The organism is Pandoraea cepalis (assembly GCF_902459625.1).
GTDB lineage: Bacteria > Pseudomonadota > Gammaproteobacteria > Burkholderiales > Burkholderiaceae > Pandoraea > Pandoraea cepalis.
This window is the reverse complement of the sequence record NZ_CABPRY010000001.1, coordinates 224166-239657: the sequence shown is the minus strand read 5'-3', so window position 1 is coordinate 239657 and position 15492 is coordinate 224166. Positions and strand designations below refer to the sequence as shown.

At 65.4% G+C, this 15492-nt stretch carries 15 protein-coding genes; 9 read left to right on the top strand and 6 right to left on the bottom strand.

Features of this window, described 5'->3' with window-relative positions; translation table 11 throughout:
• Window positions 1-103 precede the first annotated feature (103 nt).
• Window positions 104-1036: a MurR/RpiR family transcriptional regulator gene (locus PCE31107_RS01020; RefSeq protein WP_150606832.1), complete on the top strand. Its 933-nt coding sequence runs from the start codon at window positions 104-106 to the stop codon at window positions 1034-1036.
• Here the strand turns inward: PCE31107_RS01020 and PCE31107_RS01015 are convergent.
• Entirely contained in the window at window positions 1020-2237 is a 1218-nt protein-coding gene (locus PCE31107_RS01015; RefSeq protein ID WP_217425175.1) for an MFS transporter, read from the bottom strand. The genes PCE31107_RS01020 and PCE31107_RS01015 overlap by 17 nt on opposite strands.
• 130 nt (window positions 2238-2367) lie before the next feature.
• Between PCE31107_RS01015 and PCE31107_RS01010 the strand changes: the two genes are divergently transcribed.
• Entirely contained in the window at window positions 2368-3732 is a 1365-nt protein-coding gene (locus PCE31107_RS01010) for an aminotransferase-like domain-containing protein (protein WP_150605950.1), read from the top strand.
• A 130-nt stretch (window positions 3733-3862) separates the two neighbouring features.
• Window positions 3863-4276 (top strand): RT0821/Lpp0805 family surface protein, encoded by a 414-nt coding sequence (locus PCE31107_RS01005; RefSeq protein WP_130024468.1) that lies wholly within the window; start codon window positions 3863-3865, stop codon window positions 4274-4276.
• A 111-nt stretch (window positions 4277-4387) separates the two neighbouring features.
• On the opposite strand, the gene PCE31107_RS01000 is transcribed toward PCE31107_RS01005, so the two are convergent.
• Entirely contained in the window at window positions 4388-5623 is a 1236-nt protein-coding gene (locus PCE31107_RS01000; RefSeq protein ID WP_150605948.1) for an MFS transporter, read from the bottom strand.
• Between the two features lie 403 nt (window positions 5624-6026).
• Here PCE31107_RS01000 and PCE31107_RS00995 point away from each other — a divergent pair, with 403 nt between their 5' ends.
• Window positions 6027-7631 carry an EAL domain-containing protein gene (locus tag PCE31107_RS00995; protein WP_130024467.1) on the top strand — a complete coding sequence of 535 codons (1605 nt, stop codon included), beginning with the start codon at window positions 6027-6029 and terminating at the stop codon, window positions 7629-7631.
• A gap of 82 nt (window positions 7632-7713) precedes the next feature.
• Here the strand turns inward: PCE31107_RS00995 and PCE31107_RS00990 are convergent, their stop codons facing one another.
• Complete coding sequence (locus tag PCE31107_RS00990; protein ID WP_150605946.1) at window positions 7714-7986, bottom strand: hypothetical protein; 273 nt, start codon at window positions 7984-7986, stop codon at window positions 7714-7716.
• 254 nt (window positions 7987-8240) lie between these two features.
• Here PCE31107_RS00990 and PCE31107_RS00985 point away from each other — a divergent pair, with 254 nt between their 5' ends.
• On the top strand, window positions 8241-9092 hold the full coding sequence (locus PCE31107_RS00985; RefSeq protein ID WP_150561976.1) for a TOBE domain-containing protein: 852 nt from the start codon (window positions 8241-8243) through the stop codon (window positions 9090-9092).
• Between the two features lie 27 nt (window positions 9093-9119).
• Here the strand turns inward: PCE31107_RS00985 and PCE31107_RS00980 are convergent, their stop codons facing one another.
• Window positions 9120-10313 (bottom strand): MFS transporter, encoded by a 1194-nt coding sequence (locus PCE31107_RS00980; RefSeq protein WP_150605944.1) that lies wholly within the window; start codon window positions 10311-10313, stop codon window positions 9120-9122.
• Between the two features lie 180 nt (window positions 10314-10493).
• Here PCE31107_RS00980 and PCE31107_RS00975 point away from each other — a divergent pair, with 180 nt between their 5' ends.
• Window positions 10494-11402 carry a LysR family transcriptional regulator gene (locus PCE31107_RS00975; protein WP_150605942.1) on the top strand — a complete coding sequence of 303 codons (909 nt, stop codon included), beginning with the start codon at window positions 10494-10496 and terminating at the stop codon, window positions 11400-11402.
• Between the two features lie 107 nt (window positions 11403-11509).
• On the opposite strand, the gene PCE31107_RS00970 is transcribed toward PCE31107_RS00975, so the two are convergent.
• Complete coding sequence (locus PCE31107_RS00970) at window positions 11510-12814, bottom strand: MFS transporter (protein ID WP_150606828.1); 1305 nt, start codon at window positions 12812-12814, stop codon at window positions 11510-11512.
• Between the two features lie 231 nt (window positions 12815-13045).
• Between PCE31107_RS00970 and PCE31107_RS00965 the strand changes: the two genes are divergently transcribed.
• Both PCE31107_RS00965 and PCE31107_RS00960 read left to right on the top strand, forming a co-directional pair.
• Complete coding sequence (locus tag PCE31107_RS00965; RefSeq protein WP_150605940.1) at window positions 13046-13939, top strand: LysR family transcriptional regulator; 894 nt, start codon at window positions 13046-13048, stop codon at window positions 13937-13939.
• 49 nt (window positions 13940-13988) lie between these two features.
• Window positions 13989-14363, top strand: coding sequence for a hypothetical protein (locus PCE31107_RS00960; RefSeq protein ID WP_130024463.1), 375 nt, complete (start codon window positions 13989-13991; stop codon window positions 14361-14363).
• 58 nt (window positions 14364-14421) lie between these two features.
• On the opposite strand, the gene PCE31107_RS00955 is transcribed toward PCE31107_RS00960, so the two are convergent.
• Entirely contained in the window at window positions 14422-14775 is a 354-nt protein-coding gene (locus tag PCE31107_RS00955; protein WP_150562493.1) for a DUF2288 domain-containing protein, read from the bottom strand.
• Window positions 14776-14966: 191 nt separating this feature from the next.
• Between PCE31107_RS00955 and PCE31107_RS00950 the strand changes: the two genes are divergently transcribed.
• The gene (locus PCE31107_RS00950; RefSeq protein ID WP_130024461.1) at window positions 14967-15389 is read left to right on the top strand and encodes a hypothetical protein; all 423 of its coding nucleotides are present in this window, start codon (window positions 14967-14969) and stop codon (window positions 15387-15389) included.
• The last annotated feature ends 103 nt before the right edge of the window (window positions 15390-15492 follow it).

Genomic DNA, 15492 nt, shown 5'->3' with positions numbered 1-15492 from the left:
GACGGTTACGCATCGGCCGGGCCCACGGGGGAAAGCGCGTGCGTGGTCGGGGCATTTCATGCAACAATCGTTACATTACTTCGTCGCCGTGTTGCCATCCCCTATGCCTGAAGCTCCCGCGTTGCCGCAGACGCTCGAACAGCTCAACACGTTGCTGCGCGCGCGCTATCCCCAGCTCAGCCCGCAATTTCAGGCGGGCGCGCGTTTCTTGCTCGACCACCCGCAGCGTGTTCCGATCAGCTCCATGCGTGCGATTGCCGCCGAGGCGGGCGTGCAGCCGGCCACCTTCGTGCGACTCGCGCAGCATCTCGGCTTCGACGGTTGGCACGGCCTGCGCGAACTGTTTCTCGAATCGATCCGGCTTGGGCCGCAGCCCTATGCGAGTCGCGCTCGTCAGGTCATCCGTGAGGGCGATGCCGCCCGCATGGTGCCCGAGATGTTCCGCGTGCAGCACAACAATCTCGACCTGACCGAAGCGGGCGCGAATGCGTCGCTGGGAGCGGCCGTCGATTTGCTTGCCAATGCGGGCACCGTGCATGTCGCCGGCTTCCGGGCGTGCTTTCCCATCGCGTTCACGTTCCAATACATCTATCGGCTGTTCCGGCCGACGGTGCATTTGATTCGCGGCGAGGCCGGCACGCTCGAGATGGAGTTGCGTGCGCTCTCGGCACGCGATGTGGTGGTCGTCATCAGCTTCGCCCCGTATTCGAACGAAGCGCTGATCGTTGCGCGAGCGGCACGGGCGGCGGGGGCGCGTGTGCTCGCGCTCACCGACTCCACGGTCTCGCCGCTCGCCCTCGACGCCGATGCGACGGTGCTGTTCTCGCATGAGAGTCCGTCGTTCTTTCCGTCGATCACCGCCGGGATCGCCGTCGTCGAGACGCTCGTGGAAATGCTGCTCGCCCGCAAGGGACGCGGGGCGGTGCGCGCCCTGGAACTGGCCGAAGACCAGTTGCACGGCACTGGCGCTTACGTCAGCCCGACGGGCAGTGAGGGAAGCGCGGCAAGCGGCACCCGCGTCAAACGGGACGCGTGAGCGTAGCGGCCGGGCGGCGTAGCGTCACCGCGAGCGCGGCGCTGCCCGCGATCAACGCCGCAGCCAACAGGGCCAAGGCGACGAGCATGCCCACGTGGTCCGCGAGCCAGCCAATCGTGACCACCGGCACCGAGAAGCCGAAGTACGCGAACAGGAAGTACCCCGCCACCGCACGTGCGCGCATGGCCGGCGCGACCGCCGCATTGACCGCCGCCAACCCGCCCAGATAAGTGAAGCCGTAGCACGCCGAACTGGCGATCGCCGCACCGGCCAGCAATACGGGCAAATTCGCGTAACCCACCCCGAACGACAGCACCACGAAGCCGAGCGGCACGAGCAAAAGTCCGGCGCGCACCGCCTGCACGGGTGCCATGCGTCGCGCGGCAGGTTGAAACAACAATCCCGTCGAGATCACGAAAAACGTGGCAAATCCCGCCCACGCCTCGTGCCCGCGCGCGGCCAGCGCCGCTGGCACCACGCCGATGACGACGCCCACCGCAGCCCACGCGAGTAGTATCGCCACGCCCAGCGGGACGGTGCCGGGCGCAAGCACCGGCCAGCGCAACCACGATGTGCTCCGATGACGCACCGGCGCGGGCAGCGCCGCCACCGCAACGGCCGCCACAAAGGCGAACGGCAGATACGCCCACAGACTCACGGGCGGCAGCGTCGACGGTGCCGCCACGAGGCACACGCCGGTGAGGAGCGCGCCAGTGCCAAAGCCCAGCGATGTGGCCGCCGCGACAAGCGCCGCCCCGCGCGTGGCCGCGTCTTCGCGTGCGCCATATAGCTCGGTCATGTACGCGGTGCCGCTGCCCGCCACGAGTCCCGTCGCCAGTCCGTAACACGCCCTTGTGCCGCCAAGTGCGACGAGTGTCGGCCAGTGCAGCGTCAGCGCCGTGCCTGCCAGACCAAGCAGCAACGCGATGGCCAACGGCACGCGGTGCCCCACACGATCGGACAATCCCGCGAGAAACAGCAATGTCGGCACGAGCGCGCCGACATAGCACGCGAAGGCAAGCGCCTGCGCCCCCGCGCCGTGCCCGCTTGCCGCGGCATAGTGCGGCACCAGCGGCGCTTGCAGATTCACGGCGAACGTGACGACGAATAACTGTAGCGCCAGCAACGGAATCGCCCAGCGCGGCGTTATTTGAGGTGACTGGCGAGGGTCTGTGTCGACTGAGATCGAGGAATGAGACATGCAGTGAGCCAACAATGAAGCGACCGTAAATGGCCAAGGAGGACGCGGTATGGCTTCAAGTATTGCCAGCTCGCGAATCCAGTGCAATTATTGAATTGTCCTGATATCAATTTCCGTCCCCGCGCTTCGCATGGCTGCCCCTGCCCGCTTTCTCGAACACGTCGAACGTCTCGCCGAAGCCATTGCGGGCGGCGAACTCGCATCGGGCGCCCGACTGCCACCGCAACGCGATTACGCCGATGCGCACGGACTTGCCATCTCCACCGTTACACGGATTTACACCGAACTCGCGCGACGTGGTCTAGCCGTCGGCGAAGTGGGGCGCGGCACGTTCGTGCGCTCGCCCGCCGTCGGCGCGGCGGCGGCGTTCGCGCAATGGGCCCCCGCGCCGGGCGCGATCGGCGGTGTCGATCTGGCGTTCAACTATCCGGTCTTGCCCGAGCAGACCGACGCGTTGCGTCAAGCACTGCGAGAAACGGCCGCGGCAGGCGATCTGAGCGCCTTGCTCGCCCACACGCCACACGACGGGCATCCGTCCGATCGGCGAGCGGCGGCGCAATGGCTATCCCGGCGCGACGGCACGCCCGTCTCGCCCGATGAGATCGTCGTTTGTGCCGGAGGCCAGCACGCGCTTGACGTTCTGCAGTTGGCGCTGTGTCGCGCGGGGGAGCCGGTAGCCGTCGAAGCCCTGACGTATCCCGGCTGGAAAGCGCTCGCGGCCTTGCGTGATATTCCACTCGTTGCCGTGTCGATGACACCGGGTGGGCTCGATCCGGGGGCACTCGATACGGCGTGTCGCGCGCTTGCGGGACGTTTGCGCCTCGTCTACACGATGCCCACGCTGCATAACCCGCTGGGGGCTGTGATGCCGCTCGCACAGCGGCGGGCGCTAGTGGAGGTAGCGCGGCGTCACGATCTGCTGCTGGTGGACGACAGCGCCTACGGCTTTCTCGTCGCCGACGCCCCGCCCGCCCTTCGCCTGCTCGCGCCCGAGCGTACGGTTGAGGTTTGCAGTCTCTCCAAGCCGGGCGCGCCGGGCCTGCGTATCGCCTATCTGGTTGCGCCGCCCGCCTTGCTGCCACGTGTGCACGCGGCAATGCGGGCGAGCGCCTGGAGTGCGGCGCCGTTGATGGCGCAATTGGCGTCGCGCTGGCTCGGCGACGGCACGATCGATCGCTGGACGACGCGCAAGCGCGCGTTGGCGGCGCGGCGTCAGGCCATCGCGCAGGCCTGCTTCGCGGGCCTTGGCGCTACGGGGTATGTCGGGGCGTTTCACCAGTTGTTGCCCGTGCCCGCGCCGACACGCTGCGACGACGTCGTTGCGGCCCTGCAAATGCGGGGGATTGCGGTGACGCCTGTCGACGCGTTCGCTGCGCCCGGGCAGACGGCGCCCGCCGCCATCCGCATCGCGCTGGGTACGCCGCAGAGCGACGCCGTGCTCAAGGCCGCGCTCGAGCAGGTCGCCGATGTCGTGAAAGCACTCGCGCGCCGATGACGCACAGGATGACGCCGTCCCCGGTTTATTTTATGATCGATGCGCTCGCCTGCGGCGAAGGCGTCGGCGCAAGACCCGACGCGGCGTTGCGCAGGATCCGTCTCCCTGTCGACACTCTCAAGGACTCCGAATGTCGCCTTTCCGTCTGTCGCTTGCCCGCTCGTTCGGGCTTGGCACGGCGCTCGTCGTCGGTGCCACCATGGCCGCGCCGGCGTTTGCCGCCTCCAACCTTCTCTTCATGAGCAACTCGCCGCTGGCCTATCTGCACAAGGCCGACAATGCGTCGCTCGCCAAAGCGGCCAGCAACGTGCTGTCCCATCAGCAGGACAACGAAACCGTCGACTGGAGCAACAAGGGCACCGGCAACCCCGTGGCCATTACAGCGCAACTCACGCCGACCAACACCCAGAAGGACGACACCCGTACCTGCCGCGACCTGATCGTGGTCCTCGGCGCAAAGGGGCAGGAAGTCACCCTCAAGCTGCCGACCTGCAAAAAGGGCGAGAACGGCCAATGGGAACTGCAAAAGCGCGGCGCTCAGTAAGCATTCAGTCGTCCTCCAGACAAAAAACCGCTGGCCCGAGATTTTCGGGACCAGCGGTTTTTCATTGCGCCCCCGTGCGCAGGGCACGGGTGAATCGTGCCGACAGCCGCCTCAGGCCGCCGCCATCTTCTTGTGGCCTTCGACGTCGGGCAACAGGATCGTCACGATCCCGAGCAGCGGCAAATAGGCACAGACGTGGTAGACAAAGTCGATACTCGTCGAGTCGGCCAGTTGTCCGAGCACGGCCGCGCCCACGCCACCCATCCCGAATGCGAAGCCGAAGAACAACCCCGACACCGTTCCGACCTTGCCCGGAATCAACTCCTGCGCGTAGACGAGAATCGCCGAGAACGCCGACGCCAGAATCAAGCCGATCACCACCGTCAGGATGCCGGTCCAGAACAGGTCCGCATACGGCAGCATCAGCGTGAAGGGCGCCGCCCCCAGGATCGACCCCCAGATCACATACTTGCGACCGATCTTGTCGCCCAGCGGTCCGCCGATCATCGTGCCCGCCGCCACGGCGAACAGGAATACGAACAGGTGCACCTGGGCGCTTTGCACCGACACATGGAACTTGCTGATCAGATAGAACGTGAAGTAGCTGCTGATGCTCGCGAGATAGAAGTACTTCGAGAAGATCAGCACCAGCAGAATGCCGATGGCGAACATCACCTTGCCGCGCGACAGGTGGGCGTGCCCGCCTCGGCGCGCGGCCGGTTTGCCCTTGCTTGCGGCGCGCTGCCCGGCGTACCAGCGACTGACGTGGAACAGCACGAAGATCGCGACGAGCGCCGCCACGGAAAACCACGCCACGCTGCCACGGCCGTGCGGCGCAATGATAAGTGCCGCAAGCAGCGGGCCGAGTGACGAACCGACATTGCCACCGACCTGGAAGAACGATTGCGCCAGGCCGTGGCGTCCGCCCGAGGCCATGCGCGCCACGCGCGACGACTCGGGGTGGAACACGGACGAGCCCATGCCGACCAGCGCGGCGGCCACGAGCAGCATGCCGAAATTCGGCGCGACAGCCAGCAACAGCAGGCCAGCCAGCGTAAAGCCCATGCCGACCGGCAAGGAATACGGCTTCGGATGTTTGTCGGTGTATAGGCCTACGACGGGCTGCAGCAACGACGCCGTGACCTGGTAGGTCAGCGTAATCAGACCGACCTGCGCGAAACTCAGGTCGAAACTCGCCTTGAGCAGCGGATAGATGGCCAGGATCAACGACTGGATCATGTCGTTGAGCAAATGGGAGAAGCTGATCGCGGACAGCACACGGAACGCGGTGCCTTTGGCGGCCGGCGAGGGGGCGCCGGGAAGGGACGTGACAGGTTGGCTCGACATGGGAGGGGGATTTGACGTCAAAAGCTTCAGGAAATCAGCACGCTTCCGGCCGTTTTCGTGCAAATAGACCTGACTTTGGGACTTGGCCTATTTTTTGCCGGAAATCTAATATGTGAAGTGTAGAGCATGCGTAAATTGCGGTTACGCCAACTTTTGTCGCGATTCCGCCATCCGGCCCGCCGCGGTACGTCTCACAAAGACCGATAAAAGACGTTTGCCGGTGGCCTTGAACCGCCCACCGGACATCCGCCGGGCCCATGTCGGGCACACGTCGCCAACGGCTCGTGCGGGTTTATCGGGCGTTGGTGACCGTCAGGGATTCGTGTAGAGTCGATTGACGAGTTGTGCCGTGCAACATGAAGCACACGAAAGGGCCCCCTCCTTCCTTGGTTGGCAGCAGAACATGATTCAACACTCCAGAGTCGTGCAGTGGCTGGTGACCGGGCTCGTCGTGACGGTCACGCTCTTTGTCGTCCTGATCCTTGGCTGGCTGCGCGTTCATCACATGTCGCAGGCGTTCCTGCAACGAGAAGCGCAACGACAGCGCGCGGCACTCGAGCGCATTGTCGGTACGGCCGAGGACACCCTCAAGGGCGCCGCCCCCTGGGTCGGCCGCGCTTGCGGCGAGGTCAACAGCTCGTTGCAGGCCACGGGCACGCTCAGCCCCTACTTCCGTTCCATCTGGCTCGTCTCCCACGGGAAGATGTATTGCTCGTCGGTGATTCGCTCCGACGAGGCCATCGAAATGCCCTTGCCGGCCGAACTCGTGCCGTTGCTGACCGGCACGCCCGAAATGTTTGTCGACAGCACGCCCTATGTGCGCAATTCCCCCGCACTGGCATTGTTCATCCCGACGTCGGCCACCGACGGTGTCCTGGGCTTCATTGACAGCGTGTATCTCACCGAGTCGTTGCATAGCGTCAAGACCAACGAGCTTGCCTGGACGGCGATGACCATCGGGAAAGTGTCGCTGACGTCCGAAGGCCCGCGGCTCGAATCCGTCGGCATCGCCACCCGCGGGGCTCAGGTCACGCTCGACTCGGACCATTTCTCGACGTCGCTTGCCGGCAGCGCCACCCTGACGCGCTCATTGATCGCCACGCAGGCGCCGATCTTTCTGGCATTCGGCGTGGCGATCTCGATTTTGCTCGGCATCCTGACGTTCCGCCATCTCGGCCCGGCCCAGTTCATGCGGCGGAAAATCGCGCTGGGCATCAAACGCAATGAGTTCAAGGTCTACTACCAGCCGGTGATGGAGTTGGCCACGGGCCGCTGCGCCGGGGCCGAAGCGCTGATGCGCTGGCATCACCCTGAGGCCGGCCTCGTGCGCCCCGACGCCTTCATCCCGATCGCGGAAAGCAACGGCCTGATCATCGAACTCACCCGTTCGCTGCTGAAGCAGATTCGCAACGACGTCTCCCGAGGCGCGCTGCCGCAGGGGTTTCACATTGCGGTCAATCTTGCGGAGCGGCATTTGCGCGACACGACCATCGTGCACGACATCGAACGTCTATACGGTTCGCTCAACGAGACGTATCCGATGATCGCGGAAATCACCGAGCGTTATGTGATTCGCGACACCGCGGCGGCGCGCCATGTGATGGCGGAACTCCAGCGTCACGGCGTGGAAACGGCGTTAGACGACTTCGGTGCCGAAAACAACTCCATCGGCTATCTGAAGCGCTACGACTTCAATTATCTGAAGATCGACAAGGAGTTCCTGCCCGTTACCGAAGACGATACGGTCACGCGCAATATCTGCGATTCCATCATCCATCTGGCCGAGCGGCTGGACATGACAATCGTGGCGGAGGGCGTCGAAAACGAGATGCAGGCGAGTTATCTGCGCGAACGCAACGTCACCTACGCCCAGGGATATCTGTTCGCGCGTCCGATCGCGTTCGACGAGTTGGTACAGTTTGCGATAGCCCACGCGGGCAGAGGCCCGGCGTCGGTGAACTCGGCATCGGCGAGCGTCGTGCCACTCACGCCGCTCAAGGCAGGCTAAACGCTCATTGCCCTGGCGCGTACCGAAAGCGCCCGACCGGTGACGACCATCGGCCCGGCGCTTGCCTCACGCCGCAACCCGGTCAGAAGACCAATTGCGGCATGTTGCTGCGTGGCGTGGGCATGGCGGCCGCCCGTGTGCTGTCACGCATTTCGGCACGCAGCAACCACAACCGTCGCGCGACAAAATGTCTGAAGCGCATTTCACCTGCGGAGAAAGAAATTTGCATCTGATGCCGCTTGCCGTTGGGCAACATGCGAACCAGACGATAGTATCGAGCCCCGTCAACCGTTTCCTTGATATTCCTGACGCGCATCATTTCACCCCGTTTCTGTTGTGTCAGGTGAGTAGGCACTTCGACAACCGTCGCATTCCCGGTGGACCCGCATCAGACGTGGACTTCGGCCTGACGCGCGACTCACCGGCCAGGGGGCGGCATGCGGCGAAATTCAATGTAGAGGAGCAACGTCCCCCATTCGTCCCCCAATGAAAAATCCGGCGTCGGCTTCGTTGGCACGCGGCAACACTTCCGTGTCCGGCGTCGGTGTTCGCAGGTCCGCCGGCCCTCTACAATGCGCTTACCTGCCAAGTCCAATAGAAAACATCCTTATGGTTTCCGAACCACCTTCAACGCCTAACGGGGTTTCACATCATGGGCTGGACGATGCGCTGCAAGTGAGCGGATCGCTTTGGGTGCATCGTGGCAATGCGTCGCTTGGCGGTCACGCCAGAATTGCGTTGCTCGAACAGATCGCCGCGCACGGGTCGATCACGGCCGCCGCGAAAGCCGCCGGCATGAGTTACAAGGCCGCATGGGATGCCGTGGATGCGATGAACCAGCTCGCCGGCGAACCGCTGGTGGCGCGCAGCACGGGCGGTCGTGGCGGTGGTGGCACCCGTCTCACCGCACGCGGCGCGAAGCTCGTGGCGGCGTTCCGGGCGGTGGAGGTGGCGCAACGGCAATTCCTCGCGCGCGTGGCGACCGATCTGGAACATTTCGACGAGCAGTGGCCCATCATCGCGCGGCTGGGACTGCAGACCAGTGCACGCAATCAGTTGCACGGCACGGTCACCGCGATTCGGCGCTGCGGCGTGAATGACGAAGTGACGCTCACGTTGCCCGGCGGTGAAGCGATCACGGCGTCGCTCACGCACCACAGCACGCAGACGCTGGGGCTGGCGACCGGCAGCGATGCGTTCGCACTTATCAAGGCCCCGTGGATCGAAATCGCGCGCGGCGCCGATCTCGCGGGTTTGGCCACCGCGAACCGCCTTTCAGGCACGGTGGACGCCATCGCCGACGACGCGGGACAGGCCGAAGTCATTCTGGCGTTGCCCGGCGGCAGCCGGCTCGCCGCCGTGATGCCGCATGACACGTTGACCGCTCGCGGGTTGACGGTGGGTGTCGGCGCGACGGCCGCGTTCGCGGCCGCCAGTGTGATTCTGGGGGTCATGGCCTGACGCACTCGCGTCAGGCCCGCGCGTGGATCACAACGCGGGCGTTTCGCAGTTCGGCACGACGGATAGCATTGCGTCGCGACGATCCAGACGCAGGCTAAGCAGCGCCACGCCCACGCCCGCCAGCGGCGCGAGCGCAGCCACCCAAGGCACGGCCGTCAGCCCGGGACCGTGTTCAATGACGAAGCCGCCGAGCCACGCGCCGATGGCGTTGCCGAGGTTGAACGCGGCGATGTTGAAGCTCGACGCCAGGCTTTCCCCCGCCCCCGAGGCCTTTTCCATCACCCACAGTTGCAGCGGCGCGACCGTCGCGAAGGCGGTTGCGCCGAGCAGGGCCACGAAGACGATGGCCAGCCAGCGCGAGTGCAACGCGAACGTCATCAGCCCCAGCGCCACGGCGAGCATCAGCAGGCTGCCGAGCACTGTCGGCACCACGCGACGATCCGCCAACTTGCCGCCCAGCAGGTTGCCGACGACCAGACCGCCACCGAAGATCAACAGAATCGGTGAGACCGCGCGCTCGGCAAAACCGGTCACTTCGGTCAACAGCGGGGCGATGTACGTGAACACGCCGAACACGCCCACCCAGCCGAGCACCGTCGTGAGCAATCCGAGCAGCACGGGACGGCGTGCCAGCGCCCGCATATCCGCCCGCCAGTCACCCGCATCCTTAGGCGCGGCGATCTTCGGCACGAACCCGGCGATCACGAGAAACGCGAGCGCACCGATCAGCGTCACCGCCCAGAAGCTCGCGCGCCAGCCGAAGTGCTGCCCCAGCCAAGTACCGAAGGGCACGCCGAGAATATTGGCGACGGTCAGCCCCGTGAACATCACGGCGATGGCCGACGCTCGGCGCTCGCGCGACACGAGGCCTGTGGCGACCACCGAACCGACGCCGAAGAACGTGCCGTGCGCGAACGACGTCAGCACGCGGGCGGCCATCAGCGCCGCATAGCTCGGCGCCAGTGCACAGGCGGCATTACCGATGGTGAAGATCGCCATGAGCACCAGCAGAACGGTCTTGCGCGGCCAGCGGGCAGTGACCGTGGTCATGAGCGGGGCGCCGACCACGACACCCAGGGCATAACCGGAGATCAGCAGGCCGGCGGCCGCGATCGAGACGCCGAAATCGGCGCCGACGTTGAGCAGCAGACCCATGATGACGAATTCCGTCACGCCAATGCCAAAGGCACCGGCGGTCAGGGCGTAGAGAGCGATGGGCACGAAAGACTCCTGTCTCGGGATTAAGGAAGGTCAGGCCACTCAGGGAATGGCGATACACCAATGTGCGGAATATAGACGCGCTCGCATTGGTGAAATAGACTGCGCGAAGGAACATGATTTGTGACTTGATGTCACAACACCCCGCATCCCCTTTCGCAGGAACGCCGGAGGACACCGCCGATGGGTCGACAGGACGTCAATCGCTCCGGCGATATGGAAGTTTTCTCGCGTGTGGTCGAGCTCGGCGGCTTCTCGGCGGCGGCGCGCGCGCTGCATATGACGCCGTCCGCCGTGAGCAAGCTGATTGCGCGGCTCGAGGCGCGTCTGGGTGCCCGCTTGTTCAATCGTTCGACGCGCCGCCTGCAACTCACCCCCGAGGGCACGGCCTTTCACGAGCGGGCGATGCGCGTGCTGGCCGACATCGAAGCCGCAGAGCGCGAAGCGGCGGCGGGTGCGGTGCCGCGCGGGCTGCTGCGGGTGAATTCCAGCGTACCGATCGGCTCACACTATCTGCTGCCCGTCATTCCGGCGTTTCTCGCGCAATACCCCGAGATCCGTCTCGATCTGACACTCACCGACACGGTCGTCGATCTGCTGGAGCAACGCGCCGACGTCGCCGTCCGGGCCGGCCCGCTTCGTGATTCCCGGCTAGTCGCTCGCAAGCTCGGCGAAAGCCGCTTGCACGTGGTGGCGTCGCCCGACTATCTCGCCCGCAACGGCCCGCTGCGCACGCCGGCCGACTTGATCCACCACAACGTCATGGCGTTCAATTTCGACCGTCAGGTGCAGGGTTGGCCATTTCTCGATGGCGCCGGCGGCATCACGCACTATCCGCAGGTCGGCAATATGGTCGTGAGCGACGGCGAGATCATGCGCAAGCTCGCGGTCCAGGGGCTGGGGCTGGCGCGCCATTCGCGCTACCACGTCGACGACGATCTGCGCGCCGGCCGGCTGGTCACCGTGCTCGACGATTACAACCCGGGCGATCTGGAGCCCGTGCATGCGGTGTATGTAGGGCAGGGCGGTCATTTGCCCGCACGGGTGCGGGCGTTCCTCGACTTTCTCGTGGCGAACGTGCGTCTGCCGTAGCAGGTCAACCGTGCCGAATGGGCTGCGCGCCCTTCGTGCCCATTCACACCTTCGCGCTTTCCAGACGTAACACGCTTGGGGTCTGGCGCCTCGGGCTGCGGTAGCGATCAAGCCCGCGCCAGGCCGCGATGCGACCAGACAAAGAGCGGCCATGCCAGCGCGGCACACACGAGCCCCCCGGCCCACACCAGTCCCCAGCCGCCAATCGACAGCAGCAGCGGAATCGCGAGCGGCGTGAGGAACATCGTCAGGAACACACCGGTGTTGCCGATGCCGAGCGCCGTTCCCGCACGCGACGCCCCCGCCAGGGTGGCCAACTCGGTGAACGCCACCCCGTGCCACGCCGACGCCACCACACCCCCTGCAATCAGCAGCGCGATCATCCACGGCGTGCCATGCGCCAGCCATTCCGGGCGATGCGTCAGCGCCGTCACGAGCAGCGCCAGCAAGGCAAACACCGCCCCCACCGCCATCGCGCAAACGCGCAGATATTGCGGACGGTTGCGGCGCTTGTCGGTGAAACGCCCGCTCCACACCCGTGTGATCGCGGCGCCGGCCTGCACCGCGCCGAGCGTCAGCGAGATGGTCGCGACGCTGGCGTGCGCAACGTCATGCAGAAACACCGTCCCGAACGTCAGCACCGCGATCTGCGGCATGGCAAGCACCGCCATCCCCAGCGCCGTGCTCAGCAAGCGTGCGTCGCGCAACGGCGAGTAGCTTGGCGCCGGAAGTCCGTCGGCGACGGCATCCCCGCGCGCCGTCTTGCTCGCGCGCTCCTGCGGTTCCTCCGGCGGTTCGAGCAGCCACCGCCACGCCACGACGGCGGCAGCGAAAGACGCCAAAGCCAGCCCGCCGAAGACGGCCTCGAAGCCGAAGTGCTGCGCCGCGCCGGGCAACGCCAGCGCGCCCACGCCGCCGCCGAGCGGCACGGCGCATTGCCGCACACTCATCGCCAGCCCTCGCTCGCGATCGTGGAACCAGCGCATGATGGCGCGCCCGCTCGATCCATTGACGCTGCCGCCGAGCACGCCGATCGCCAGCATCCCCGCCGCAAGCATCGGCATCGACGGGACGAAATGCGCCGTCGGCACGCCCCAGAACGCCAGGCCAACAAGCGCGAACGCCGTCACCATCAATCCGACAAGCAGCACGCGCCGGTCGCCCCAGCGGTCGGTGAGCATGCCCCACGGCAGTTCGGAGACGGCGATGCCCAGCCCGATCATGCCGAGCACGATGCCGAGATCGCTATTGGCCAGGGCGTAGGCACTGCGCATTTGCACTGCGGTGGCGGGAATGCCGCCCATCGCAGCGGCAAAGCTGGCATTGGCGGCCACGCCAACCCCCAGCACCTTCCAGCGGTGGTTGCGGCCCAATTTGCGGGGGGGCGTCGAGGCATTCGATGCCAGGGCCATCCGACGGGCCGTGGCGGGAGCGGTACACAGACGTTCGTTCATGTGTGACAGTGCGCGGCCCGCAGGCACACGGCTCATAAGGGAAGAGGGGGGAATCGCGGCGTCCGACGGGTGCCAATGCACAGTTCGGGCCACCATGAACCGCATCCTACGGATAGACATTGCATCGGAAAAGCGGGAAAATTCGATGCCGTGTATCGTGTTTTCCGGATCATCATCGCGAGAGCCACCATGAACCCCCGCGCCTTCGACCTCACACAGTTGCGCACGTTTATCGCCATCCACGACGCCGGCAGCATTTCGGCGGCAGCGGAGCAGATCTTCCTGTCGCAATCGACGGTCAGCGAGCAACTTCAGAAGCTCGAGGCGCGCGCCGGTCAGCCGTTGCTGGTGCGATCGCGCAAAGGCATGCGTCCGACCCCGGCGGGCACGCGGTTGCTCACCTATGCGCGGCAGATCTCGGCACTGTCCGAGGCGGCGTTCGAGGATCTGCAGGGCGTGCTGCTCGACGGCGAGTTGCGCATTGCCATCACTGACTATTACCGTCCGCACGATGTCGGCCGCGTGCTCAAGCGATTCACGAGCCTTTACCCGCGCCTGCGACTGCATGTGAGCGCCATGCAAAGCGCGCAGATCGAGCGCACCGCCCTGACCGGTGAACACTTCGACGTAGGGTTGGTGTTGCGTCTGATGAACGAGGATATCGGCAAGGGCGCGAAGGCGCTGGGCTACAGAACGCCGGGCACGCTGGTGCGCCGCGAGCGGCTCGTGTGGGCGATGTCGTCGACGTTGGCCGAGCCCCTCGGTGATCCGCTGCCGCTGGTGACAATGCCGCCGGCATGCACGCTGCAAAGCCTCGTACTCACAGTACTGGAGCGGCATAACGTGGCCTATCGCATCTCCCACTCGGCGGCGGGCGTGGCCGGCATGCAGTTGGCGCTCGGCGCGGGGCTGGGGATTTCGTGCCTGAATGAATCGGCACTCACGCCCGATCTCGTGGTGTGTCCGCCGTCGCTCGGTCTGCCGCCGCTGCCGCGCGCGGAATTCCACCTGCTGCCCGGACGCGCCGACGAAACCGACCTGATCCGTCATGCGCGCAATGCGCTGCTGCGACTCTTCGCGTGATACCTTTGCCCCCTGATCCCGATTTTGTCCGCTTATTGCGGTTGCCGTCATGCCGGAAGCCACTCCGATTCGTCTGAATTTCAACACCCGTCGCGCGCTGCTGTTCGCGCTGACGGCCGAGCGTCTGTCGGCCTTTTACGAGCATGGGCAGTGGATGACGGACAAGCAGGGCGCGACGCTCGCGCAACTGTGGCTATCGCGCTCGAAGCTTCAGCTACCGCTCGAAGAGCGCCGCCTGCTTTCAACGTTGAGCGACGATTTCGCGCGCGAACTGGCCGGCACGCTCTCGCGCGAAGCCGGCCTGTATACGGCGCATGAAATGACGGAATCGCTCGACGCGGACTATGCGTTTGCGTCGGCGGTGGCGCAGGATCTGTTGGAAGACTGCACGCGGCGCCTCATCGAAGCGGGAATTCCGGAGTAATGACGAAGTAGCGAATTCGACGCGTTGACGGGGGTTTATCAGCGCGCGCGTCACGCCATCATGCAACGATGCCGCGTTCCTGTACGAGCACCCACGGCGCGACAACCACCGCCCAAAGCTCCGGCGTGCGCGCGGAGAAATCGGCGGCTTGCTCGGCTTGCATGCGCTGCACCAAGGCCGACGATAGCCATTGAGACACGGTGGCCTTATCGTCGTTGGCAACGGCCTCGGCGACCGATACGAGGTCGACGCCGGGCGCCACATACAGCAGCACACCGCGCGCGAAGAACGATTCCAGATCCTTCCAGTCGATCTTGGCGGTCTCACCGAGCAGACGCAGATAGACGTCGCTGGCACCGGACGCGGCGGCTTGGGAAGCTTGAACTGATTGGGCGGGCTTGGGCGAATCCATGACAACGGGCTCCAGATGGCGCGGGTCGACGACAACAACTGCGCCGGCGAAGCGTAAATAACGAAAACCCGCATTGTAATGCGCCCCGGCATGCGCGACGGTGGTAGCATCGGAACCCCACGTAGCGCACCGGTGTCGCAGCGACATGGCATGGCTGCCGCGTGGTGGCTAACGTTTTACCGAGGAACCGCATGTCCAAACAAAAAACCGATCCCAAGCTGGAACAAGCGCTGACGCGCGGCGATCTCGCCATGCGCCAGATCAACTCCGCCCGTGCGACCGCGCTGCTGCGCGCCCTTGGCGAGATGATCGTGGCAGCGTCGGCAACGATCGGCGTCGAAGCGGTGGTCGACGTGCCCAACGGCGACAAGGTCTACGACCCGGAAGATGGTGTGTGGCCGCAGGCGCTCATGCTGTCGTTCGACGGCCCCATCGAAGAGGCCGACGAAGAAGAGCTGCGCACCGTACGGTTGAGCGCTGAAAAGTATCCGGAAACCTTCGAGGTGGTGTGGCACCGCGCCGATGGCAAGATGGGGCGCCATGAAGCGCGTCCGCTCGCGATGGTCGCGTTCCTGACCGACGTCGAAGTGCCGTGGCTCGACGACGAAGCCTGATCACGCATCGGTCCTGACACTGTCGCTGTCGGCACAAGGGTCGGCGTCGCCGATGTCGCCGTTGCTGCGTGCAGGTAAACCGCCGCCCAAGGCTCACACCTGG

Excerpts from the sequence above, each read along its gene's own strand:
- PCE31107_RS01020 (WP_150606832.1), top strand. The coding sequence starts at position 104 with ATGCCTGAAGCTCCCGCGTTGCCGCAGACGCTCGAACAGCTCAACACG.
- PCE31107_RS01015 (WP_217425175.1), bottom strand. The coding sequence starts at position 2,237 with ATGTCTCATTCCTCGATCTCAGTCGACACAGACCCTCGCCAGTCACCT.
- PCE31107_RS01010 (WP_150605950.1), top strand. The coding sequence starts at position 2,368 with ATGGCTGCCCCTGCCCGCTTTCTCGAACACGTCGAACGTCTCGCCGAA.
- PCE31107_RS01005 (WP_130024468.1), top strand. The coding sequence starts at position 3,863 with ATGTCGCCTTTCCGTCTGTCGCTTGCCCGCTCGTTCGGGCTTGGCACG.
- PCE31107_RS01000 (WP_150605948.1), bottom strand. The coding sequence starts at position 5,623 with ATGTCGAGCCAACCTGTCACGTCCCTTCCCGGCGCCCCCTCGCCGGCC.
- PCE31107_RS00995 (WP_130024467.1), top strand. The coding sequence starts at position 6,027 with ATGATTCAACACTCCAGAGTCGTGCAGTGGCTGGTGACCGGGCTCGTC.
- PCE31107_RS00985 (WP_150561976.1), top strand. The coding sequence starts at position 8,241 with ATGGTTTCCGAACCACCTTCAACGCCTAACGGGGTTTCACATCATGGG.
- PCE31107_RS00975 (WP_150605942.1), top strand. The coding sequence starts at position 10,494 with ATGGGTCGACAGGACGTCAATCGCTCCGGCGATATGGAAGTTTTCTCG.
- PCE31107_RS00970 (WP_150606828.1), bottom strand. The coding sequence starts at position 12,814 with ATGGCCCTGGCATCGAATGCCTCGACGCCCCCCCGCAAATTGGGCCGC.
- PCE31107_RS00965 (WP_150605940.1), top strand. The coding sequence starts at position 13,046 with ATGAACCCCCGCGCCTTCGACCTCACACAGTTGCGCACGTTTATCGCC.
- PCE31107_RS00960 (WP_130024463.1), top strand. The coding sequence starts at position 13,989 with ATGCCGGAAGCCACTCCGATTCGTCTGAATTTCAACACCCGTCGCGCG.
- PCE31107_RS00955 (WP_150562493.1), bottom strand. The coding sequence starts at position 14,775 with ATGGATTCGCCCAAGCCCGCCCAATCAGTTCAAGCTTCCCAAGCCGCC.
- PCE31107_RS00950 (WP_130024461.1), top strand. The coding sequence starts at position 14,967 with ATGTCCAAACAAAAAACCGATCCCAAGCTGGAACAAGCGCTGACGCGC.